The 20,786-nt window shown below is 71.3% G+C and carries 22 protein-coding genes; 2 read left to right on the forward strand and 20 right to left on the reverse strand.

The genetic code is table 11. The annotated features are described in order from the left end of the window. Positions 1–33: 33 nt before the first annotated feature. The 17 genes from U9R90_RS16650 to U9R90_RS16730 all read right to left on the reverse strand — a co-directional run bounded on the left by U9R90_RS16650 (position 34) and on the right by U9R90_RS16730 (position 14,316). Positions 34–768 carry a 2-hydroxychromene-2-carboxylate isomerase gene (locus tag U9R90_RS16650; protein WP_411057230.1) on the reverse strand — a complete coding sequence of 245 codons (735 nt, stop codon included), beginning with the start codon at positions 766–768 and terminating at the stop codon, positions 34–36. Then, positions 765–1,535, reverse strand: a complete 771-nt coding sequence (gene fabG, locus U9R90_RS16655; RefSeq protein WP_411057231.1) for a 3-oxoacyl-[acyl-carrier-protein] reductase — start codon at positions 1,533–1,535, stop codon at positions 765–767. Before fabG ends, U9R90_RS16650 begins: the two co-directional genes overlap by 4 nt. A gap of 11 nt (positions 1,536–1,546) precedes the next feature. Next, the gene (locus U9R90_RS16660; protein WP_411057232.1) at positions 1,547–2,086 is read right to left on the reverse strand and encodes a 3-hydroxyacyl-ACP dehydratase FabZ family protein; all 540 of its coding nucleotides are present in this window, start codon (positions 2,084–2,086) and stop codon (positions 1,547–1,549) included. After that, positions 2,083–2,457 (reverse strand): hypothetical protein, encoded by a 375-nt coding sequence (locus U9R90_RS16665; RefSeq protein WP_411057233.1) that lies wholly within the window; start codon positions 2,455–2,457, stop codon positions 2,083–2,085. Before U9R90_RS16665 ends, U9R90_RS16660 begins: the two co-directional genes overlap by 4 nt. Further along, a complete protein-coding gene (locus tag U9R90_RS16670; RefSeq protein ID WP_411057234.1) occupies positions 2,454–2,723 on the reverse strand; it encodes an acyl carrier protein in 270 nt (89 codons plus the stop codon). The genes U9R90_RS16665 and U9R90_RS16670 overlap by 4 nt, the downstream gene beginning before the upstream one ends. Positions 2,724–2,842: 119 nt before the next feature. Further along, on the reverse strand, positions 2,843–3,982 hold the full coding sequence (locus tag U9R90_RS16675; protein WP_411057235.1) for a beta-ketoacyl synthase N-terminal-like domain-containing protein: 1,140 nt from the start codon (positions 3,980–3,982) through the stop codon (positions 2,843–2,845). 29 nt (positions 3,983–4,011) lie between these two features. Continuing rightward, positions 4,012–4,830, reverse strand: a complete 819-nt coding sequence (locus U9R90_RS16680) for an SDR family oxidoreductase (protein WP_411057236.1) — start codon at positions 4,828–4,830, stop codon at positions 4,012–4,014. Between the two features lie 59 nt (positions 4,831–4,889). Further along, the gene (locus U9R90_RS16685; RefSeq protein WP_411057237.1) at positions 4,890–5,924 is read right to left on the reverse strand and encodes a beta-ketoacyl synthase N-terminal-like domain-containing protein; all 1,035 of its coding nucleotides are present in this window, start codon (positions 5,922–5,924) and stop codon (positions 4,890–4,892) included. Further along, on the reverse strand, positions 5,921–7,084 hold the full coding sequence (locus tag U9R90_RS16690; protein WP_411057238.1) for a beta-ketoacyl-[acyl-carrier-protein] synthase family protein: 1,164 nt from the start codon (positions 7,082–7,084) through the stop codon (positions 5,921–5,923). The genes U9R90_RS16685 and U9R90_RS16690 overlap by 4 nt, the downstream gene beginning before the upstream one ends. After that, entirely contained in the window at positions 7,081–8,055 is a 975-nt protein-coding gene (locus tag U9R90_RS16695; protein ID WP_411057239.1) for an acyl-CoA thioesterase, read from the reverse strand. Before U9R90_RS16695 ends, U9R90_RS16690 begins: the two co-directional genes overlap by 4 nt. Position 8,056: 1 nt before the next feature. Then, the gene (locus tag U9R90_RS16700; RefSeq protein ID WP_411057240.1) at positions 8,057–9,034 is read right to left on the reverse strand and encodes an alpha/beta fold hydrolase; all 978 of its coding nucleotides are present in this window, start codon (positions 9,032–9,034) and stop codon (positions 8,057–8,059) included. Beyond that, a complete protein-coding gene (locus U9R90_RS16705; protein ID WP_411057241.1) occupies positions 9,031–10,008 on the reverse strand; it encodes a beta-ketoacyl synthase N-terminal-like domain-containing protein in 978 nt (325 codons plus the stop codon). Before U9R90_RS16705 ends, U9R90_RS16700 begins: the two co-directional genes overlap by 4 nt. Further along, positions 10,005–11,204 carry a beta-ketoacyl synthase N-terminal-like domain-containing protein gene (locus U9R90_RS16710; RefSeq protein ID WP_411057242.1) on the reverse strand — a complete coding sequence of 400 codons (1,200 nt, stop codon included), beginning with the start codon at positions 11,202–11,204 and terminating at the stop codon, positions 10,005–10,007. The genes U9R90_RS16705 and U9R90_RS16710 overlap by 4 nt, the downstream gene beginning before the upstream one ends. Then, the gene (locus U9R90_RS16715) at positions 11,201–12,475 is read right to left on the reverse strand and encodes a beta-ketoacyl-[acyl-carrier-protein] synthase family protein (protein WP_411057243.1); all 1,275 of its coding nucleotides are present in this window, start codon (positions 12,473–12,475) and stop codon (positions 11,201–11,203) included. The genes U9R90_RS16710 and U9R90_RS16715 overlap by 4 nt, the downstream gene beginning before the upstream one ends. Before the next feature lie 35 nt (positions 12,476–12,510). Then, the gene (locus U9R90_RS16720) at positions 12,511–12,780 is read right to left on the reverse strand and encodes an acyl carrier protein (RefSeq protein ID WP_411057244.1); all 270 of its coding nucleotides are present in this window, start codon (positions 12,778–12,780) and stop codon (positions 12,511–12,513) included. A 162-nt stretch (positions 12,781–12,942) separates the two neighbouring features. Next, on the reverse strand, positions 12,943–13,929 hold the full coding sequence (locus U9R90_RS16725; protein ID WP_411057245.1) for a LuxR C-terminal-related transcriptional regulator: 987 nt from the start codon (positions 13,927–13,929) through the stop codon (positions 12,943–12,945). 192 nt (positions 13,930–14,121) lie between these two features. Beyond that, entirely contained in the window at positions 14,122–14,316 is a 195-nt protein-coding gene (locus U9R90_RS16730) for a hypothetical protein (RefSeq protein ID WP_411057246.1), read from the reverse strand. Between the two features lie 233 nt (positions 14,317–14,549). Here U9R90_RS16730 and U9R90_RS16735 point away from each other — a divergent pair, with 233 nt between their 5' ends. Beyond that, complete coding sequence (locus tag U9R90_RS16735) at positions 14,550–16,157, forward strand: acyl-CoA carboxylase subunit beta (protein WP_411057247.1); 1,608 nt, start codon at positions 14,550–14,552, stop codon at positions 16,155–16,157. A 29-nt stretch (positions 16,158–16,186) separates the two neighbouring features. After that, entirely contained in the window at positions 16,187–16,417 is a 231-nt protein-coding gene (locus U9R90_RS16740) for an acyl-CoA carboxylase epsilon subunit (protein ID WP_411057248.1), read from the forward strand. Between the two features lie 76 nt (positions 16,418–16,493). Here U9R90_RS16740 and U9R90_RS16745 read toward each other — a convergent pair whose 3' ends face one another. From U9R90_RS16745 to U9R90_RS16755, 3 genes are all read right to left on the reverse strand, one after another. After that, a complete protein-coding gene (locus U9R90_RS16745) occupies positions 16,494–18,110 on the reverse strand; it encodes an NAD(P)-dependent oxidoreductase (protein ID WP_411057249.1) in 1,617 nt (538 codons plus the stop codon). A gap of 122 nt (positions 18,111–18,232) precedes the next feature. Next, positions 18,233–19,951 (reverse strand): methionine--tRNA ligase, encoded by a 1,719-nt coding sequence (metG, locus tag U9R90_RS16750; RefSeq protein WP_411057250.1) that lies wholly within the window; start codon positions 19,949–19,951, stop codon positions 18,233–18,235. A 147-nt stretch (positions 19,952–20,098) separates the two neighbouring features. Beyond that, the coding region (locus tag U9R90_RS16755) for a VWA domain-containing protein (RefSeq protein WP_411057251.1) at positions 20,099–20,786 on the reverse strand (688 nt) is incomplete at its 5' end.

Genomic DNA, 20,786 nt, shown 5'->3' on the forward strand with positions numbered 1-20,786 from the left:
TATCGCGCACCTATATGCCGAACCGCGGCCGGTTCAGCCGCAGCCGCCCGCATGGCCGTCGTCGACCGTGCGGCTGTCGTCGGGTGTGCGGACGTCGTCGGCCGGACGGCTGTCATCGGCCGGGACCCGCGCATCCGTACGTGCCCGAACCGCCGCCGCGAACGCTGGCAGCCGGTCCACGCCCCAGTACTTGTCGAAGTGGTCCGTGAAGAACGGGACACCGAACACCCCGTCCCGTTCGATCTCGAGGAGTACCTCGACGCCCCGCGCCCGCATCCCGGCGTCCCAGGCCGCGGCCGCCAACTCCTCGCCGTCCAGTCCCAGTTCAGAACCGAAACCGGCGATCACCGCGGGATCGCAGATGTCCAGGCCCTCGGTCCACCGCGCCCTGGCCGCGAGCTCGATGTACCTCGGGCCTTCGCCGTACCGCTCAGCGACCAGATAGCCGAGGTGCGGGACCTCCCAGACCGGTTTCCGGTCCACCGGCCAACTGACGGTCAGCCCACGTTCGTTGGCGAGCCTGCGCACATCCTGGAGGATGTAGCGGTGCTTGGCCGCGGACATCGGGGTGTAGGGGAAGGATCCCCCGGCCTCGGCGAGGAGTTTTCTGCTCTGCTCGTCCGGTTCGAAGAACGGCACCCACTCCACCGCGGCGGCCGCACCCGGATACCGCTCCCGCAGATCCCGCCAGGCCAGCCAGGAGTACGGGCTGCGCAGCGAGAAGTAGAAGCGCGGCGGCCGTCGGGTCCGGCGCCTGGCTGCGCTCACAGCTCGATACCGCCGTCGACCTGGAGCACCGTCCCGGTGACGTACGCCGCAGCGTCCGAGACCAGGAACGCCACCGCGTCGGCGACGTCCCGCGGGGTGCCGAACCGCTTGAGCGGAATCCGGCCGCGCATCAGTTTGACCGTCTTGTCGTCCAGTTCGGAGGTCATGTCGGTGTCGATGAAGCCCGGAGCCACGGTGTTGGCACGGATGCCGTAGCGGCCCGCCTCCTTCGCCAGCGAGCGGGTGAAGCCGATGATCCCGGCCTTGGACGCGGAGTAGTTGGTCTGGCCCGCGTTGCCCGCGACACCCGCGATCGAGGAGAGCGTGACGACCGAGCCGCCCTGCCGCTTGATCATCGGGAAGATCACCGAGCGGCACACGGCGTAGGTGCCGTCGAGATTGGTCCGCAGCACCGCGTCCCACTCGTCCTCCTCCATGAGGACCAGCGGCTTGTCCCGCGTGATGCCCGCGGAGGTGACCGCGGCCGAGACCGGGCCCAGCCGCTCCTCGACCTCCGCCACGAACTCCCGCACCTGCGCGCGGTCGGCGACGTCCACCCGCCGCGACAGCACCCGGCGCCCGTGGGCGTGGACGTCCTTCTCGGCCAGGGCCGCCGCCGCGTCGTCCGAGCGGTAGCAGAAGCCGATGTCGTAGCCGGCCTCGGCGAGGCGGGCCACCACCGCCCGGCCGATCCCTCGCGAACCACCCGTCACCAGCGCGACCTTGGGGTTTTCCACAACCTGGTCAGTCACTGCCTGTTCAGTCATTGCGGGGCTCCTCAGACGGCCGACGGCACGCGGTCGGGTTCGGGGGCGGAGTCGGAGGCGGGGCTGGCGGCGGGCAGCAGCTCGGTGACATCGCGCAGCGCCACCACGAAGGTGCCGACACTCAGCACCTCGCGGCCGCCGACGAGCGTCTCGCCCGCGAGAATCGCCGTGTCGTCCACGGACTTGATCAGCCGCACCCGGTGCTCCAGTACGTCTCCCGGGTAGGCACGCCCGCCGATCGCCACCTGGTTGATGGCGCCCGCGAGCTCGACCTTTCCGGCGAGTACGTCGGGGTTGGGGTCCTCCCAGACCGAGAGCAGCACAGCGGACTGCGCCCAGGACTCGATGACCAGGGAGGTCGGGTAGGCGTAGTCCGTCGCCGCGGCGTCCTGCCCGAGTCCCGCGTACACGGGCTCATTGGCCGAGATCGCCTTGTACGTCGTCATGCGCTCGCCCGGCACCACCTCGCCGACCCGCTCCACGAGCAGGATCGGACCGCGGTGCGGGATGGTGTTCTTGATGCGCTCGAGGCCGTAGCCGGTGCTGGTCACTGCTCTCCCTTGCGGTAGCGCAGCCGGATGTCGGCGGACCGGCCGCGGTCGGTGCTGACGGACGCGTCGCACAGCAGCCCTTCGGCGTCCTGCCGCACGGTGATGTCGGCGGTGATCCGGTCACCCGGGAAGACCGGGCTGTGGAAGCGGCAGCGGTCCATCGCCGACAGCTCCACCGGGGCGTCATCGGCCCACTGACGGACCGAGCGGTCCACCGCCTCGATCAGATACACACCGGGCAGCACCGGGAACCCGGGATAGTGCCCGGCGATCACCCGGTCGTCGCGGCCCGGGGCGGTGAACGCGACGACCGTGCCGTCAGGGCCGCTGCGCATCCGCTCCAGTCCGGCCAGCGGCGAGGCGGCGCTCATCGAGCGACCTCGCGCAGCTTGCTGTCCAGCAGCTGGTAGGTGCCCTGCAGGGTGGTGATGATGGTGAGTTCGGTTTCGGCGAGGCGGACTCCGTACTCCTTCTCCAGGCGCACGGTGATCTCCAGCGCCATCAGAGAGTCGACGTCCAGGTCCTCGGTGAAGTGGGCGTCGTCGGTGATCTCGGCGATGTCCAGGTCGAGTACGTCGGCGAGGAGCTCGCGCAGCTGCTCCTTGTCGAGTACGGACACGGCGGTGGTCTCGGCCATGGTGGTAACACGTCCTTCCGGTGACGGTGACTGTGACGGTGGTGGTGAGGCGAGCCGGTCGATGTATGTGCGGGCGACGCGGCGGCGCAGCCGGTACGTCCTGCGGCGGGCTGCGGCGATCACGGTGTGCCGGTGCGCAGCACCATGGCTCCGGCCTGGCCGTCCGGGTCCACAGAGGTGACCAGGACCGGGGTGCCGGGCTCTGGCACGGCGACCGCGGCGGCCAGTTGGAGCGAGGCGGAGGCGGCCGATGCGTTGCCGACGAGCCGGCGCATCCGCAGCCGGGGCGGCCTGCTCTCGCCGAACACCTCGGCGAGAGCGGCGTCCTCGCGGGCGCCGAGGTGGCCGCCGCTGTCGGACGGCACCAGCAGCCCCACCCCGTCGGGGGCGACCTCGGCCTCCTTGAGCGCCTCGGTGACGGACCGCAGCACGGCACGATCGGCGTTCTCCGGGTCCTGGAAGGCCAGGAAGCGGGAGCCAAGAAGTGTGGCGAGTGACGTGCGGCCATGGGCGGCCGCACGCTGGGCGGGCTCCAGCAGGAAGAGCGCGCAGCCCTCGCCGAGCGGGCCCGCGGGCTGCCCCTTGCCGGTACCGGTTCTGGCCCGGTACTCCAGCCAGGCGCGCTCCGTCGAGAACTCCTCGACGGCGCCGCACAGCACGGCCTCGCAGTGGCCCTGCCGCAGCAGCCGGGAGGCGTAGTTGAGGGCGAGCAGGCCGGTGACGGCGCCGCCCGCGACGGTGGTGTTGGGGCCGCGCAGGGTGTGCCAGATGGCGCTCTGGCCGGCCGCGCGGTTCATCACCGTGTTGGGGAAGGCCGCCGGGTCGACATGGAAGGGCTTCTCGCCGGTGAGCGAGTCCCGGGTGAAGTCCATGATCGACTGGACGCTGCCATGGCCGGTGCCGAGCACCATGCCGATGTCCTCCGGGCTGTCCTGGGACAGTCCGGGCCCGGCCTCCTCCAGGAGCATCCCGGCGGTGGCGACGGCGATCGCGGTGGCCCGGTCCATGGCCCGGGTGCCCTTGCGGCCGAGCACGGCACGGATGTCGAACCCCGGGATACGGCCCGCGCGTTCATAGGGCCCGAGGTCCGCCCCGTCCTCGGCGACGTGCACGGCCTCCCGGCCACCCCGTACGCCGTCGGCGAAGGCCCCGGCCCCCAGTCCGTACGGCGAGGTGACCGACCAGCCCGAGACGACCAGCTCGTTTCCGGCCGGGGATCCAGGGGCCGTGGTGCCCCGGGAAGGTGCGGCGAGATTCATCTCTTCCTCCAAGTCAGCGGAGTACGGGCTCACTGGCCCCAGGCTCCGGCGGCGGCGTGCAGTTCGGCTCCGTCGACGCCGATCGTGTTTCCGCTGATCCACGACGAGTCGGTGCGGGAGAGCAGAGCGACGGCCTCGGCGACGTCGTCGGGACGGGTGAGCCGGCCGTGCGGGTTGTTCTCGGCGGCGCGCTCGATATAGCCCGCGTGCTCGGGGATGCGCTGCAGCGCGGGGGTGACGGTGGTCCCGGCCCGCAGGGCGTTCACCGCGATGCCGCGGGTCGCCAGCTCGCAGGCCAGCTGGCGGGTGTGGGACTCCAGCGCGCTCTTGGCGGCCGAGACCGCGCCATAGCTGGGCAGCGCCTGGGACGTGCCGGCGCTGGTCATGGCGTACACCTTGGAGCCGCTGCGCAGCAGGCCCGCGGCGACAAGGTCCTGGGTCCAGTAGACGAGGCTGTGGGCCATGACGTCGAGCGTCATCTCCAGCTGCCGCCCGGTGATGGGCTTCTCCCAGCCCTCGCGGCTCAGGAACGGCACCAGGGAGCCGAAGGCGAGCGAGTGGACCAGGATGCGTATCCCGCCGGTGGCGCCGGTGAGTTCGGCGATCTCGGGTATCAGGCTGCCGCGGGTGGCGCGGGCGGCGGCGTTGGCGTTGTGGAAGTGCGCCTCGACCCCGAGGCCGCGTATCTCCTCGACGAGCCCGGCGACCTCCTCGGACCTGGCGGCGGTGTCGAAGTGGACACCGACGACGTTGACGCCCTCGCGGGCCAGTCCGAGTGCGATGGCCCGCCCGATCCCACTGGACGCCCCGAGTACCAGGCACCAGCTTCCCTCGAGTGACTTCAGCACGGTGACTCCTGTGAGTTCTGTGAGCTCTGCGAGTTCTGTTATTTCTGTAGTTCTGTGAGCTATACGAGCTCTACAAGCGGGGCAGGCGACGAGACGAGGCCGAGGCCGACCTGCCCGTGTGCCCCGGCGGCGACGACGAGGGTGCGGCCCCGGCGCGCGGTCACGGCGTGCGCGACCTCAAGCGCCGCGGCGAGCGTCCCGCCGTGCGGCGCTCCGGGCTCCTGGTGTCCGGTCCCGAGCACATCGGCGACCATCGCCGCCGCGGCCCGCGCACCCGCCGAGCCGTCAGTGACGAAGCGGACCTGGGGCGCGGGCTGCGGGCCGGGCGCGGCGCCCGGTCCCGTGCCCGGTTCCGGGAGCAGCTCCGCCACCAGACCCGCTAGCAGCGCGGCAGCCCGTTCACGGCCCGGCCCCGTGGTCAGGGCCTTCGGGGGGATGAACCCCGAGCGGGAGCGGAGGGTGCCATGTACCTGGGCGCCGCGCCCGTGGGCGGCCGAGGCGGGTTCCAGCGCCAGAGCCACCGCGCCCTGTTCTCCGGCGCCCGACGGAAGCGGCTCCTCCGCCGCCGTCAGCAGCAGGCTGCCCGCCCGGTCGGCGGACAGCGCCCGCGCACCGGTCGTCACCGCGTCGAGGGACGCGGTGACCGGTGAGGCAACCGTCAACGCGAGGCCCTTGAGGCCGAGTTCGGCGGCCACCCGGTTGCCGAGTACGTTCACCGCGAAGTAGGGGGCGAGAGCCGGAGACAGTCCATGGGCACCGGGCCCTTCGACGACCGTCTCGTCCATCGTGTCGAGGACCCCGGCCAGCCCGCCGTTGGTGGCGAACACCAGACCGCGCCGGTCGTCGGGAACACCGCCGGGCGCACTGCCGCCGCCGTCGGCCGCCGCCGTGCGCGCCGCGGCGAGTGCGTACTGCGCCGCGGGCGGCAGGTACTTGTAACCGCGCCGCCCGAGCCGCTCCCGGTGGTCGAACCACGCACCGGACCGCGGCCGTCCGCGCTCGGCCGCGCCGGCCTGAGGGCTGTCTCCCCAGGGGGTGACGACACCGATACCGGTGACCGCCAGCGAGCCGTTCATGCCGCTCACGCCGTTCACACCGCCTCCAGCAGAATCGATGCGTTGTTGCCGCCGAATCCATAGGCGTTGACCAGCACCCGCCGAGCGTCGGCGGGAAGCGGTACGGACGCGTCCTGCGGCAGCCACACCGCGCACTCGGGGTCCTGCTCCTTGAGCGGCACGTTCGGCGGGATCTCGCCGTGCCGCAGCACCAGCGCCGCCGCCACCGCACCGAGCGCGGCGGAAGCTCCACCCGCGTGCCCGACCAGGGCCTTCAGGCTGTAGAGCGGAACCTGCCCGGCGCCGTCGCCGAGCACCTGGTGCAGGGCACGGCTCTCCAGTACGTCATTGATCCGGGTGCCGGTGCCGTGCGGCACGACACAGCCGAGGGGCGCGGCGTGCCGCCCGCCGATGGCCCGACGCATCGCCCGGACGATCTGCTCGGCGTTCTCCTCCGGTGCCGTCGGGTGCCCCGCGTCGCAGCTCCATCCGGAGCCGGTCAGCCGCAGTCCGCCGTCCTCCGCGCCCCGGGCCGCCGCGTGCTCCGCGGACTCCAGGACGAGCATCCCGGCCCCCTCGGAGAACACCGTGCCGGCCCGGTCGAGTTCAAAGGGGCGGCACCGCTCGGGATCGACGGCGCCGAGCCGGTTGAAGCAGCCGAGCGCGACCCGCGAGTAGGCGTCCGAGCCGCCGGCCAGCACCACGTCGGCCTCACCGGACCGCACCAGATCGGCGCCAAGACCCAGTGCGTAGCCGCCCGCGGCACAGGCGTTGCCGATGTCCTGCGCCTCGCCGAACACCCCGAGCTCACCGGCCAGTTCGGCGGCGATCCGGAACGGCGGCGCCCAGCCGTCGGCTCCGCCCGGCGCACCACCGCGGCCGCGCTCGTTGGGCCCCGGCTCGCCCATGCAGCTGCCGACCACCACGGCCGTACGCCCCACGGGCAGTGACGCGGCCGCGAGACCCGCGTCCGCGAGCGCCTCGACGGCGGCCGAGCGGGCGAAGGCGACCGCCCGCTCGGCACCGGGTTCCAGGTCGGGCACCAGGCTGATCAGCGGCAGTTCCATCCTCGCGGCGGGGTCCGCCGGCCGGTCCGGCGGCCTGACTGAGGCCGCCGACATGGCCCGCCACAGTGTGTCCGCGCCCGCACCGTGGCAGGTGACGGCGCCGACCCCGGTGACCACGACCTGGGAACTCATGCCACCCGGCCCTCCAGGGCCGCGTTCATCCGGTCGTCGAAGGAGACCAGGCTCCAGTCGCGTCGGTTCTCGATCACCGCGTAGCCGTGGGTGATCCGTCCGGTCGCGGTCTGCACCAGCTCCCCGTCCCGTACGACATAGGTGTCCATCCGGGAGTCGTAGGTGAAGCCCTTGAAGACGTTCTCGACGGTGAGGACGATGTAGAGGTCCTCCTCCATCCTCGCCTCGTCCAGGACGGTGATCCGGGAGTGCGGAACGACCGGGATCCAGTTCTGCTCGTCCAGCAGGGTCTTGATGGAGACACCGCGGTCGGCGACCAGCCGGTCCTTGGCCTCCTCCATCAGGCGCAGATAGCCGGACATCTGCTGGCGCTCGGTGAAGTGGCAGTACCAGTACGGGATACGGAACTTCCAGGCGTACGCGTTGCGGCCCGCGGTCAGCTCCTTGAGCAGGTCGTCCGCGGCCAGGTCGGCCTCCACCGGCTCCGGCTTCCAGCCGGGCACGGCGGCCAGCTTGTCCACCGCGAAAGGCGCCAGCGCGGCCGGCACCGGCTCCCCGCCGCCACCGCGCGGGTCCAGGCGCAGCTGGACCCGTACGGTCGACGTGACGGCCTTGAGCAGGGTCTCGCGCTGCACCTGCAGGGTGACGGCGAAGACCAGCTCGCCGTCCTTGGCCTTGCGGTGCGGCCTGACCTCGGCGATCGCGGTGTCGTCGATGTGGAAGGCGTGCAGGATGCGGGTGTCGATGTCGACGATGTCGGTGCACAGGCCGTACACCTCGTAGACCGTGCCCGGGGCGATGCCCGCCTGGCGCAGATGGTTGAGAACGGCCTCCTCGACGAGGTAGTTGACGTGCTTGAAGCCGATCCAGGTGCAGATGTTGGAGCCCTCGTAGCGGGGGCGTATCTCCAGGGAGCTCGGCTGCTGGAGGGCGAGGACTGCGGCCTCGACAGCAGCGGTATTCGTGGTCACGTCAACTCCGTTGTGTTGAGGGGATGGTGGGGGAAGGGATGGCCGGGAAGCACGCGTGCACGAACGTGTGCACGGCGTCCGCGAAGTCCTGGGGGCGCTCCGCCATGGCGAAGTGCCCGCAGTCCTCGAAGATCCGCAGCCGTGCGTCGGGCAGCGCGGCGGCCAGCGCCCTGGCGTCGTCGGGCGGCGCGGAGAAGTCGTCCGCTCCGGCCACCACGAGCACCGGGAGGCCGAGCGCGGCGACATCCAGGAAGGGGCTGTTCAGATAGGCCTCGAAGAAGCGCAGCCAGCCGTAGGGGCCGACCCGGTCGCGGACCCGCAGCGCCATGTCGCGGCGCAGGTCCTTGCCAAGCCTGCCCTGCGACCCGATGCGCAGGCCCTCTTCGAGAATCCGGTGGAAGCCGTTCAGGTAGTGGGTGGCGGTTTCCCAGGAGAACTGCTCGGGCCGCCTGCGGTGGAAGGGCGCGACCACCACCACGGCACGGGGGCGCGTGGCGGCCGGGCGCCGGGCGAGCGCCTGCAGGGCGAGCGGTGCGGCGAAGGAGTGGGCGAACAGGACGTCCACGCCACCGGGCATGGCGTCCAGCGCCGCGTCCACCCACCGCGCCGGGTCGGGGCGGTGGCTCCAGGTCGGGTCTCCAGCGGCCTCCCAGGGCAACCCGGCCTCCCACCACTCCATTTCGGGCAGGGCGAGCTCCTCGTAGGGGCGCCAGACCGCGGCGCTCCCGGCCAGTCCGTGCAGGGCCAGCCCGCGGACCGGTGCGGCGCCCGGGCGGGCAGGGCGGCGCAAGGTGACGTCGACGAGGGCGGGGCGGTGCGGCGCGTCCGTCTGGACGCCCGGCTGCCCCGGCCCGCCGCCCGGCGCCCCCGGGCGGAAGTCCGCTCCCGAGGCCGGCGAGTGCGGGGTTCTGCTGGGCAACGGCGTCTCGCCGAAGCGCCGCAGGGTGTTGGCGGCGCCGGGTCCCGCGGCCGCGCTCACGCCGCTGCCAGGATCAGGGCGGAGGCCGCGTCGTCGCCGCCCGCGTCACCGGTGCCCGAACTCAGCAGGGCGGCAGCCCCGTCGTCCGCCGTCGCCAGCCAGGCCGTGGCCGCGACCGTCTGCAGGACTCCGAGAGCTCCGGAGGCCGGACCGAACCGGGCGGCGAGGTCCTGGATCTGCGCGGTACCGACCGACACTCCGAGCGCCGGGGCGGGTGCCTCGATCCCCTCGGGATGCTCCGGCACACACCACAGGCCCACGGCCTGGGCGCTGCGGTCACGTACCGAGGCGACGGCCGCGGTGTGGTCACCCCGCCGTGCGTACGGGCCGAGTTCGGCCAGCATGGGCGCACCGCGTCCGGCGGCGGACCGGGCCGACTCGACGACCAGCGCCGCCGCCCCGTCGAAGAGCGTCTCCGACTCGGCGACATGGCGCACCGCCGCGTTGTCGGGTTCCACGCCGACCACCAGCACCCGCTCGACGCGGCCGGCGGCGACCAGCAGTCTGGCCCAGTCGACGGCGTCGATCCCGGAGGCCGGCCCGTTGCACAGCGTCAGGTTGGCGCCGCGCAGGCCGTGGGTGATGGCCAGCCAGGAGGCGACGACATTGCTGGAGGTGGCGGGCAGCAGCATCGGGCTGGTGCCCAGATAGGTGTCATCCGCGATGGTCTGCACGGTCTCGCAGACGGTGTCCACATTCCCGTAGTTGGTGGAGACGACGACCCCGGTGGACTCGCCGGGCAGCAGCGGCTCCCCCTGCTCGTCGACCAGGCCGGCCGCGTGCAGCGCGTCCCGCGCCGCCACCATGGCGAGCTTGGTGGCCCGGTCCTTGTAGCGCAGGCCGCGGCCGGTCAACCGGGTGACGGGGTGCGGGACGTCCTCGTGGCCTTCGGGCAGCGGGGCGAGCAGGTCCGCTGGTCCGGCCACGCCGCGCACGGCGGTACCCAGGCCGGTGATCACGGTACGTTCGGTCACTGGACCGGTCCCCTTCCTTCTGGCGGTGGCGGCTCTGTGGACGCCTCGGCGGGCTGCTCGATCACGGCGACCGCGTTGAGCCCGCCGAAGCCGAACGAATCGATCTGGGCCAGCCGCAGCGGCTGTGCCGGCCGCTCGGCGGTGCCGCGCACCAGCCGGAATCCGGCCACCGCGTCGACGGGGTCGTCGAGGTTCACGGTCGGCGGCACGGTCCCGGTCCGCAGCGCGTCGATGGCCACGACCAGGCTGTGCAGTCCGGAGGCGCCCGCCGTATGGCCGGTCATCGACTTGATGGCGGTCATGTACGGGGACGGGTCGAGCCCGGTGAACACCGACTTGAGCGCGGCCGACTCCGCCTCGTCATTGAGCGGCGTGCCGGTGCCGTGGAGCATCACCAGATCGATGTCGGCGGGCCGCACACCGGCTCTGTCGTGCGCCTCGCGCACGGCGGAGGTGATGCTCTTGGCGTCCGGCGCCGACGGGTGGTACGCGTCGCAGTTGACGGCGACGGAACGCACCCGGGCGTGCACCCGCGCCGCGTCCCCCGGCCCGTCCGCGGCGCGCCGCAGCACGAGGGCTACCGCGCCCTCGCCCTGCAGCATGCCCCGCCTGGCCCGGTCGAAGGGCCGGACCCGGTCCGGCGCCTCGGGGTAGCAGCGGTCGAGCAGCCCGTATGTCGACTCGGTGATGGTGTCGACGCCCGCCACCACGACGGTGTCGGCGGCACCGAGATCGAGCAGGTCCGTGCCGAGTGCGAGGGCGTAGAGCGAGGCGGAGCAGGCGTTGGCGACGGTGTGGGTGTCCGTGGCGCCGAACCTGCGCCGCAGCATGGTGCCGAAGTGCAGGTCACGCGGGTCGAACGGGACACCGTCGCGCCAGGACAGCTCGACCGAGCGCAGCTCGCGCAGGGTGGTGCCGACCAGTACCGGCACCTGCGACAGATCGTCGCCGAGCCCGGCGTCCGCCGCGGCGGCGGCGACGGCCTGCTCCAGCCAGCGGGTGGCCCGCAGCGGCTCGTCCTGGCCGGGTGCCGGGCGGTCGTCGATCTCGTACGCCACCTGGGCGCGGAACTTGTCGCGGTCGTAGCCCCGCAGTTCGGCCAGCCCGCTGCGGCCCTCGCAGAGGGAGGTGAAGATCTCCTCGACGCTGCCGCCCACCGAGGCGACGGCACCCGTACCGGTCACGATCCAGCTCATGCCACGCTCCCGCTCAAGGCGGGCTCGCGGACCCGGTCACGGACCTTGCCGAGGATGAGCACGGCGTTGTTCCCGCCGAAGGCGAGGGCGTTGTTCTGGACGACGTCCAGGTCGGCCGCCACCGCCTCGTTGGGCACGCAGTCCACCCCGCACTCGGGGTCGGTCTCGCGGTGGTTGATGGTCGGTGGGATGAAGCCCTCGGTGAGGGCGAGGGCGCAGGCGGCCGCCGAGACGGCGCTGGCCGCGCCCATGCTGTGGCCGATCATCGACTTGATGGAGACGGTGGGCGGCATGCCCTGCTCGCCGAAGACCTGGCGGATCGCGCCGGCCTCAGTGATGTCATTGGCCTTGGTGCCGGTGCCGTGCGCCGACACGAAGTCGATCTGGTCCGGGCTCACCCCGGAGTTGCGGTGCGCGATGCTGATCGTCCGGGCGATGCTCCCCTGGTCGGGGGCGACCGGGTGGAGCGCGTCGCAGGCCAGTCCGTACCCCAGCACCTCGGCGTAGATCCGGGCCCCCCGGGCGAGCGCCGAGTCGAGGCTCTCCATCAACAGGATGCCCGCGCCCTCGCCGGTGAGGATGCCCTCACGGTCCTTGTCGAAGGGACGGCAGACCTCGGGGGCGATGGTGCCCAGGCGGTAGAAGCCGGTGAAGGTCTTACGGCAGGCGGCGTCGGCACCGCCGCACAGGGCGACGTCGACATCGCCGCTGCGGATGGCGTCGTAGCCGTAGCCGACGGCGTAGTTGCCCGCCGCGCAGGCGGTCGGGATGGTGACCGCCTCCACGTCCTCGAGCTCCAGCTCGCGCACGATGCCGGCCGAGAGCCGCCCGGCCGGCACCCGACGGGCGACGACCGGGTCGTACTCCTCCGGGCCGTGCTCAAGGCCCGCCGCGACCAGTTGGTCGAGGTCCCTGGACTCGCCGTCCGTGGTGCCCACGGACACCAGGGAGCGACGGGCGCGTACGTCGTCGGCGGTGAATCCGGCGTCCGAGACCGCCATCCTGGCCGCGGCCACCGAGAACTGACTGGCGCGGCCCAGCTCCTCCGGGTCCTGCCGGTGAATCCAGTCCGCCGGGTCGAAGTCGGTGACCTCGCAGCCGTTGGCGTGGGCGAACCCTTCCGTGTCGAACGCGGTGATCGGCTTGACCCCGCTGCGGCCCGCACGCAGGCCGGCGGCGAACGCATCGACACCGATGCCGATACTGGTGACTACGCCGAGCCCGGTGATGACCACACGGCGCCCGGACTGTCCTCGCATGTCTGTGTTCATCGAAAGCTCACCCATCTGGCGGTCGGAGCTCCGGATCAGCGCTGGGCGGCTTCGGCGACCACCACGTAGACGCCCTCGAGGTTGACCATGCGGCTGAGCTCGGCCTGGTCGATGGTCACCTTCTGGGTGCGCTCCAGGGCGGCGAGGATCTCGATGGCGCGGAGCGAGTCCGCGTCGTGCTCCTCCTTGAAGAGGCTGGTCTCGGTGACCTCGTCCTCGTCGATCTCCAGAATGTCGCAGACGACCTCCTTGATCTCCTGCTTCTGGGCAGCGTCAAGTCCGGCCGTCAGGTTGGTGCTGGTCATCTCGACTCCAAGAGGGATCGGGGTCGGAGCCTGCTGACTCCGCCATCCGTTCGATGGGTCGAGCGTGGATTCGCCTGCTATACGAGCCCTATACGGCTCCTCCCCGCACCGCGGGGCCTCCTGGGGCCGCGCGGCGGCCAGGGCCTGTCCGGCGGCCGGGTCCTACAGGGCGCCGAGGGTCAGCCAACCGAGCATCACCGCACGGGTGCCGGCCTGGAAGCGGCTGCGTGCGCCGAGGCTGTGCATCAGGTCCGCGGTGATCCGGCGGCTGGTGCGCACGGAGATGCCCAGCTTGCGCGCGACGACCTCGTCGGTCAGCCCCTCCGCCAGCAGCCGCAGCACCGCCCGCTCCTGGCTGGAGAGTTCATCGGACTCCCGGCGCTGCGGCCGGGTGTCCTCCACAGGTGTGGCGTCCTCCCACACCCGGTCGAAGAGTTCACGGAGGGTGGCGATGACCCCCAGTCCGCGCAGCACCAGCGCCCCCGCGGCCGAGACATCGGGGTCCATCGGCAGCACCGCGTACGTGCGGTCGAAGAGCAGCATCCGGGAGGGCAGCGACGCGGTGGTGCGCACCCGGTCCCCATGGGTGGACAACCAGCGCAGATGCTCCACCGTGGACGGGTCGTTGTAGACGCTGTCCAGGTAGATGCTGCGCATCGTGACACCGCGCTCGTAGAGCATGTCGCACAGCGGCTTGCTGGCCTTGCGGCTGGCCTCCGAGTGGCCGCCGCCGGTGGCGAAGGTGAGCAGCTCGCTCTCGCAGCCCTGGGTCAGTTCCTCGATCCGCGCCTGGATCTCCTCGATTCCGGTGAGCCGCTCCACCTCAAGGCGCCGCTGCCGCTGCCGGACGGTCGTGTACTCGTCGACCAGCCTGGCCACCTCGACGCGGCTGTCGGCGATGCGCTGCTGGCGCACCAGCAGGTCGGCCTCCTGTTTGGCGAGCAGCGCCTGCAGGCCGACTTCCGGGTTCACCGGGCGCATCCACCCAGGGTCGTCCCATGTTGGCCGGATCAGATCGAGTCGGACGCATTCGTCGAGTGCCGCATGTACGCGCTCCAGTGACCAGCCAAGGTGCTCCGCCAGGTCCTCGACCCGGAATTCCGGGTGATGGAACATCACTCGGTAGACCTCTGCGGCCTGAGATCCCATACCCAATGGTTCAAGCACACGCCCCCCAATTGACCGAAAGCGCCCCCCGCCCGATGCAGTGATGATCCTACGGATTTACCAGCAAGTAACACGACTGGTTTCAGCCAAGATTCAGGATCGGCCGTCCACATGCCGAGAACCCGCCCCCCTCATGCGGGGCGGGTTCCGTCAGCTCTCCTGGCCCAGGTGCGGCTAGTCCCAGATCGGGTCCCCGATCGGGTCGGGCTCGCTGCCGGTCGGCCTCGGAGCATCCCAGATCGGGTCCACCGCAACGGAGTTGACATCGTCACCCGCAGTGACCGCACTGCTGGCCGTGACCGCGCCAGTGAGACCGGCGACGAGCATCGTGAGACCGACGAATGCGGAGCGCAGTGCGTTGTTCTTCATGAACAATTGACCCTTCGGCAGTTGATTCTCTGCGGATTGATCTATTCCGCCGGACGGCTCCCCCGCCGTCCTTCTGATCTGAATCCTGCCTGGTCACAAGCCTGTTCACCACAGATCAGGATTGTCAGGGAACTGCGCTGGCAGGGAACTGACAGCACAGTGCTCCCCTGTCACTCGGCGCCTCACAAGGCGCTGTAGAAGCGCTAGAGGCCGCTGAACTAAGCCTTTCCGCCATGACCGTGCTTTCGGATCCTCCAGTCGCCCGGCCCGCCACTCCCCCGGCTCCGCCGCCGTCGCTACGCTCCAGAACCGACGAACTCCGTGCCGTGCAGGAAGCTGCCAGCGAGGGCCCAGGACCGCAGGCCACCGAGCGCCAGCACGCCAAGGGAAAGCTGACCGCCCGGGAACGCCTCGCCCTGCTCTTCGACCCCGGCTCCTTCAACGAGGTCGAGCCGCTGCGAAGACATCGCGCCACCGGCTTCGGCCTGGAGCACCGCCGCCCCCACACCGACGGGGTCGTCACCGGCTGGGGAACGGTGGAGGGCCGCACCGTCTTCGCGTACGCCCATGACTTCCGCATCTTCGGCGGCGCGCTGGGCGAAGCGCACGCCGAGAAGATCCACAAACTGATGGACCTCGCCGAGTCGGCGGGCGCCCCCCTGGTCTCCCTCAACGACGGAGCGGGCGCCCGTATCCAGGAAGGGGTCACCGCGCTGGCCGGATACGGCGGGATCTTCCGCCGCAACACCCGCTGCTCCGGGGTGATCCCGCAGATCTCCGTGATGCTCGGCCCCTGCGCGGGCGGCGCCGCCTACTCCCCCGCCCTGACCGACTTCGTCTTCATGGTGCGCGGCACCTCGCAGATGTTCATCACCGGCCCCGACGTGGTCCAGGCGGTGACCGGCGAGAGCATCACCCAGAACGAACTGGGCGGCGCGGATGTACACGGCGCGACCACCGGCGTCGCGGCCTTCGTCCACGACGACGAGGAGAGCTGCCTCGACGAGGTGCGCCACCTGCTGTCCCTGCTGCCGTCCAACAACCGCGAACTGCCCCCGCACGAGCCCACGTCGGACCCGGCGGACCGGCGCACCGCGTCCCTTCTCGACCTGGTCCCGGCCGACCCCACCCGGGCCTACGACGTCACCCAGGTCATCGCCGAGATCGTCGACGACGGGGACTGGACGGAGGTCCACGCCGACTGGGCGCCCAACATCGTCTGCGCCCTGGCCCGCCTTGACGGACAGGTGGTCGGCATCGTCGCGAACCAGCCGACGGCGCTCGCCGGAGTCCTGGACATCGCCGCATCCGAGAAGGCGGCCCGATTCGTGCAGACCTGCGACGCGTTCTCCATCCCCCTGGTCACCCTGCTCGATGTACCGGGCTTTCTGCCGGGCCGCGACCAGGAGCACGGTGGGATCATCCGGCACGGCGCCAAGCTGCTGTACGCCTACTGCAACGCCACGGTCCCGCGCGTTCAGCTGATCCTGCGCAAGGCCTACGGCGGCGCGTACATCGTGATGGACTCCCGCTCCATCGGCGCGGACCTCTCCTTCGCCTGGCCCGCCAACGAGATCGCCGTGATGGGAGCGGAGGGCGCCGCCAATGTGGTGTTCCGCCGCGAGATCGCGGCCGCCGACGATCCCGAGGCCGCCCGGGCGCAGCGCATCAAAGAGTACAAGTCCGAGCTGATGCACCCCTATTACGCCGCCGAGCGCGGCCTGGTCGACGACGTCATCGACCCGGCCGAGACCAGGTCCGTACTGATCCGCTCCCTGGCGATGCTGCGCGCCAAGCGGGCCCCGCTGCCCGAGCGCAAGCACGGGATTCCCCCGCTGTAACGGCATTCCCACCGAACCGAGGAGACGCCATGGCCGAGCAGACCGCCGCACCCCTGCGGGTAGTGCGCGGGAACCCCGAACCTGACGAGATCGCGGCCCTGACCGCGGTACTCGCCCACTTCAGCGCCGCCCGCGCGGCTTCCGACTCCACTGCCACCAGCACCGCCCCCCGCCCCGCCTACTGGCCCGACCCGTCCGGGTACCGGGCACCCGCCGACTGGACGGCCCCAGCACCACGCAGACCGCGTCCCGGCCTCTAGGGGGCGTCCGGCGGGACGCGAGGACTGCTCGGGATGCGATGCGCGGCTCCGGCCAGAGCGCGGAGCCGCGCATCGCTCAGTCGCGGCCGGCCCGCACCGTGCAGCTGTGGAACGCGCCGACGCTGGCCGCGGCCGCGGCCAGCGTGTGCGGCGGTACCGGGACTTCGGTGACCAGCGCGGCGACGGCGGTGCCGGTACTGTCGTCGCGGGCCACCCGCATGGACTCGATCCCCACATCGGCGTCCGCGAGTTCACCCCCGATCTCACCCACCGCACCCGGCCGGTCGGGGTAACGGAACACCGCGAGGTTGCCGTCGAGGGCGAGCTCCAGATCGTGCCCGAACGCCTCGGTGAGCCGGTGCTGTCGGCGCCTGCCCAAGAGAGTGCCCGCGAGGCTCGTCACCGCACCGTCCGCGTGGATGCCACGCAGGCTGAGGACACTGTGGTAGCTCCCCGCATCAGCGGCGCGGGTGAGCCGGACCGTCATACCGTGCTCACGGGCCCGCGACGGAGCGTTGACGAGACCGACCGGATGCCCCGACGGGCCGCTGAGGACTCCCTTCAGCGCGGCCAGCTCCAGTACCCCGGCGGCCTCCTCCTGAGCGAGATCGCCCCGGAGCTGAACCTCCAGCACCTTCGGCACGGACCCCGCGGCGGTGAGGACCGCACCGAGGCGCTCCGCGAGTGCCAGCCACGGCTGGACCTCGGCACTGATCGCGTGCCCATGCATGTTCACCACATTCGGGCCGTACTCGCCCGCGAGCGCCAGCCGTACCGACTCCGCGGCGACCGCACCAGCCCTGTTCGCGGCCTCTTCACTGCGTGCCGCGAGGCCGGGAGTGACCACCACGTTGTCCAGCTCGGTCAGTGCAGTGTCCGCGTACGCCCCGGCCGCGGAGAGGTCGAGGGCCGCCGCGGCCACCCGCCCTTCCTTCAGGGCCGCGTACAGCTCACCGGCGTCGACGACCTCTTCGTGCGAGACACTGACGATGCGTACCCCGGGCTTGACCCGGCTCAGGGCGTCGAAGCCGAGCAGCCCCGCGGTCTCGGCCGTCCTGGGCACATGAACGCTGAGGAAGTCGGCTTCGGCCAGTACCTGGTCCCACGGGACGAGTCGCACCCCGAGGGCGGCAGCACGCTCCGGCGCCGCATGCGGGTCGTACGCCACCACGTCCAGGCCGAACGCCGCCAGGCGCTCCGCCACCAGGGCGCCGACCCGGCCGAGACCGATGACGCCGAGCACCTTGCCGGAGAGTTCCACACCGGAGTAGCGGCTGCGCTGCCAGGCGCCCGCCGACAGCGCCGCGTTCGCCTGTGGGATGTTGCGGGCGACGGCGAGGAGCATGCCCACGGTCAGCTCCGCGGTGCTCAGGGCCTCCGCTTCGGGGGCATCGGTCACCTGGATTCCGCGTTCGGTCGCGGCTTGGGTGTCCAGCTGGTCCACACCGGCACCGGCCCGCGCGATGACCTTCAGCCGCGGGGCGGCGTCGATGGCCTGCCGGTCGAGCACCGGTGTGTCGCCCACCAGCACGGCGTCCGCGTCGGCGAGCGCGGCCAGCAGCGCACCACGGTCCCTGCCGTCACAGTGCCGGACCTCGGCACCGCTCCCGAGCGCGTCCACCGTGCCAGGAGTGAACTCACCTACCAGCAGCACGACATGGGGATGATCATCGGTACGACGGTCAAGGCGCATCGTGCGTTCCCTATGGGTAGGCGTAGGCAGCGGACTCGACACGAGTGTCGAACCAGCCGCCATACCGCCCCTATACGGGAGTCCGGATATGGGAGTCCGGTGGACGCGCTTACTCCTCGCCCTTACTCCTCGCCGCCGAAGCGCTCCTTGTACGACTCCAGGTCCTCTTCCGTGATCTTCGCGAAGAGGACCGGCGGGACCGTGAAGGCCGTACCCGCGGGGACCGAGGACAGGGCGCGCGCGTCGGCCGGGGTGACCCAGGTCGCCGTGTCGTCGGTCAGGGCGAAGGCCGAGCGCATCGCCGCGGCCGAGGCCGGGATGAAGGGCTCGGAGACCACCGCGTAGAGGTGGATGAGGTTCATCGCCGTGCGGAGGGTGAGGGCCGCGGCCTCCGGGTCGGTCTTGATCTCCAGCCAGGGGGCCTTCTCCTCCAGGTACGAGTTGCCCGCGGACCACAGCGCGCGCAGGGCCGCCGCGGCCTTGCGGAACTGGAGGGCGTCCATGTGGGACTCGTACTCGGCGAGCAGCGTCGCGATCTCCGTGCCCAGCTTCTGCTCCGCCTCGCCCGCTTCCTTGCCCGCCGGTACGTCGTCGCCGAAGCGCTTGCGGGAGAAGGACAGGACGCGGTTGACGAAGTTGCCGAGGGTGTCGGCGAGGTCCTTGTTGACCGTGGCCGAGAAGTGCTCCCAGGAGAAGGACGAGTCGTCCGACTCGGGGGCGTTGGCCACCAGGAAGTAGCGCCAGTAGTCGGCGGGCAGCAGCTCCAGGGCCGCGTCCGTGAAGACGCCGCGCTTCTGCGACGTGGAGAACTTGCCGCCGTAGTACGTCAGCCAGTTGAAGGCCTTGAGGTAGTCGACCTTCTTCCAGGGCTCACGGGTGCCCAGCTGCGTCGCCGGGAACATCACCGAGTGGAACGGGACGTTGTCCTTGGCCATGAACTCCGTGTACCGGACGTCCGCCGCGCCCGCGCTCTCGTCCCACCAGGACTTCCAGTCGCGGCTGGCCGGGTCCTGGTCGGACCACTCCTTCGTGGCGCCGATGTACTCGATCGGCGCGTCGAACCATACGTAGAAGACCTTGCCATCGGCCGCCAGGTCCGGCCATACGTCGGCCGGGACCGGCACGCCCCAGTCCAGGTCACGGGTGATCGCGCGGTCGTGCAGCCCCTCGGTCAGCCACTTGCGGGCGATCGAGGACGCGAGGTGCGGCCACTCCTCGCCGACGGCGTCGATGAAGCCCTCGACCTCGTGCTGCAGCTTGGACTGGAGGAGGAAGAGGTGCTTGGTCTCGCGGACCTCCAGGTCACTGCTGCCGCTGATCGCCGAGCGGGCGTCAATCAGGTCGGTCGGGTCCAGGACCCGGGTGCAGTTCTCGCACTGGTCGCCGCGGGCCTTGTCGTAGCCGCAGTGCGGACACGTACCGACGATGTAGCGGTCCGGCAGGAAGCGCGCGTCGGCGTTCGAGTAGACCTGGCGGATCGCCCGCTCCTCGATGAAGCCGTTCTCGTGCAGCTTGCGGGCGAAGTGCTGGGTCAGCTCGACGTTCTGCGGGGACGAGCTGCGGCCGAAGTAGTCGAAGCGCAGCCCGAAGCCGTCGTACACGGCCTTCTGAGCGTCGTGCTGCTCGGCGCAGAACGCGTCGACCGGCAGGCCCGCCTCCTTGGCGGCCAGCTCGGCGGGGGTGCCGTGCTCGTCCGTCGCGCAGATGTACAGCACATCCTGGCCGCGCTGGCGGAGGTACCTGGCGTACACGTCCGCAGGGAGCATGGACCCCACCATGTTGCCCAGGTGCTTGATCCCGTTGATGTACGGAAGGGCGCTGGTGATGAGGTGTCGAGCCATTGCAGGCTGCTCCCAAGTCGCTACGTGGAGTGATCAATTGGTCTACGGAACGTCAATATCGTATCCGACTGACCGGGGGAGCCTGTTCGGCATTTCGGTGGGTGGACGGCGGCGCCCCCGCGTGGCACGGAGGCGCCGCCGTGCGCCTTACGGGCGCCAGGTCGCGAGGAGGCCCTCATAGAGCTCGGTGTCGGTGAGCTCGCCTGGGACCGGGCCCGCGTGGAAGAACGCGGCGTTGTCGGCCTTGTCGTCCGTGTGCAGCTTGCGGAGGTAGTCGAAGGCCTTGGCCTCGTGCTCCCCGAAGGCCACGAACTGCCAGAAGATGCTGCTGTGGTCCTTCGCCGCGGCGGTGAGGGCTTGGGTCGCGGCCGTCTTCGACTCGGGGGCGCCGTCCGTCTGGAAGACGACCAGGGCCGGGCGCTTCGGGTCGGCCGACTTCTTGTGCAGCGCGATGACCTCGGCTACGGCGCGGTCGTAGTTGGTACGGCCCATCCGGCCGAGCCCGGCGTGCAGCTCGTCGATCCGGCCCTCGTGCTCGGCGAGGGTGAGGGTGCCGGTGCCGTCGACCTCGGTCGAGAAGAAGACGACCTGGACGGTCGCGTCCTCGTCCGTGTGCGCGGCGAGTGCGAGTACCTGCTCGCCCAGGTTCTGCGCGCTGCCGTCCTTGTAGTACGGGCGCATCGACCCGGACCGGTCGAGTACGAGGTACACGGCGGCACGGGTCCCGGCCAGGCCCTGCTTCTCGAGTACGGCACCGGCCGCTTCGTAGGCGACGACGAGCCCGGGGGCTCCGCTCCGGAGACTGTCGAGGGAGTGGGCGGCGGGGGAGGGAGAG

The organism is Streptomyces sp. E11-3 (genome assembly GCF_046540415.1).
GTDB lineage: Bacteria > Actinomycetota > Actinomycetes > Streptomycetales > Streptomycetaceae > Streptomyces.

Bases quoted from the DNA above. Each gene is read 5' to 3' on its own strand.
- U9R90_RS16665 (WP_411057233.1), bottom strand. From the start codon at position 2,457: ATGAGCGCCGCCTCGCCGCTGGCCGGACTGGAGCGGATGCGCAGCGGC.
- metG (WP_411057250.1), bottom strand. From the start codon at position 19,951: ATGGCTCGACACCTCATCACCAGCGCCCTTCCGTACATCAACGGGATC.
- U9R90_RS16675 (WP_411057235.1), bottom strand. From the start codon at position 3,982: ATGAATCTCGCCGCACCTTCCCGGGGCACCACGGCCCCTGGATCCCCG.
- U9R90_RS16690 (WP_411057238.1), bottom strand. From the start codon at position 7,084: ATGAGTTCCCAGGTCGTGGTCACCGGGGTCGGCGCCGTCACCTGCCAC.
- U9R90_RS16720 (WP_411057244.1), bottom strand. From the start codon at position 12,780: ATGACCAGCACCAACCTGACGGCCGGACTTGACGCTGCCCAGAAGCAG.
- U9R90_RS16735 (WP_411057247.1), top strand. From the start codon at position 14,550: ATGACCGTGCTTTCGGATCCTCCAGTCGCCCGGCCCGCCACTCCCCCG.
- U9R90_RS16710 (WP_411057242.1), bottom strand. From the start codon at position 11,204: ATGAGCTGGATCGTGACCGGTACGGGTGCCGTCGCCTCGGTGGGCGGC.
- U9R90_RS16715 (WP_411057243.1), bottom strand. From the start codon at position 12,475: ATGAACACAGACATGCGAGGACAGTCCGGGCGCCGTGTGGTCATCACC.
- U9R90_RS16730 (WP_411057246.1), bottom strand. From the start codon at position 14,316: ATGAAGAACAACGCACTGCGCTCCGCATTCGTCGGTCTCACGATGCTC.
- fabG (WP_411057231.1), bottom strand. From the start codon at position 1,535: ATGACTGAACAGGCAGTGACTGACCAGGTTGTGGAAAACCCCAAGGTC.
- U9R90_RS16670 (WP_411057234.1), bottom strand. From the start codon at position 2,723: ATGGCCGAGACCACCGCCGTGTCCGTACTCGACAAGGAGCAGCTGCGC.
- U9R90_RS16725 (WP_411057245.1), bottom strand. From the start codon at position 13,929: ATGGGATCTCAGGCCGCAGAGGTCTACCGAGTGATGTTCCATCACCCG.
- U9R90_RS16740 (WP_411057248.1), top strand. From the start codon at position 16,187: ATGGCCGAGCAGACCGCCGCACCCCTGCGGGTAGTGCGCGGGAACCCC.
- U9R90_RS16745 (WP_411057249.1), bottom strand. From the start codon at position 18,110: ATGCGCCTTGACCGTCGTACCGATGATCATCCCCATGTCGTGCTGCTG.